Origin of the sequence: Burkholderia sp. BCC1985 (genome assembly GCF_905339915.1) — a bacterium.
In the GTDB taxonomy this organism is placed as follows: domain Bacteria; phylum Pseudomonadota; class Gammaproteobacteria; order Burkholderiales; family Burkholderiaceae; genus Burkholderia.
The window spans coordinates 1-386 of sequence record NZ_CAJPGY010000139.1 but is presented as its reverse complement, the minus strand read 5'-3'; the positions used below and the strand labels follow the sequence as shown (position 1 = coordinate 386).

Below are 386 nucleotides of genomic sequence, written 5' to 3'. Positions count from 1 at the left end.
ATTGAGTCAAACATAGAGTTCGAATCATCTTGAGATACATCGATACAATCACAACCCGGATAGTTTTCACGTCCATCTCAAAGACGCTTCCGCTATCCAAATTACTTACTTCTTCCAGATTGTTAAAGAACGACAGCCGATACACACTACGTATCACTCTGACTGGCTCAATCGCCAATGCAAAGCGCTCGCTGAATTTTCAGCAAACTCTTAGCATTGAAGATTGGTGGAGGCAGACGGGATCGAACCGACGACCCCCTGCTTGCAAAGCAGGTGCTCTCCCAGCTGAGCTATGCCCCCATTGAGTACAGATGACCTCAGGTGTGTTACCGCCAGACAATGGTGGGTCTGGTTGGATTCGAACCAACGACCCCCGCCTTATCAAG

1 tRNA gene is annotated in these 386 nt (G+C 48.4%); it reads right to left on the bottom strand.

Annotated features, from left to right (window positions below):
- Positions 1 to 224: 224 nt before the first annotated feature.
- Positions 225 to 300, bottom strand: a tRNA-Ala gene (locus U4Z31_RS37010).
- Between the last annotated feature and the right edge of the window lie 86 nt (positions 301 to 386).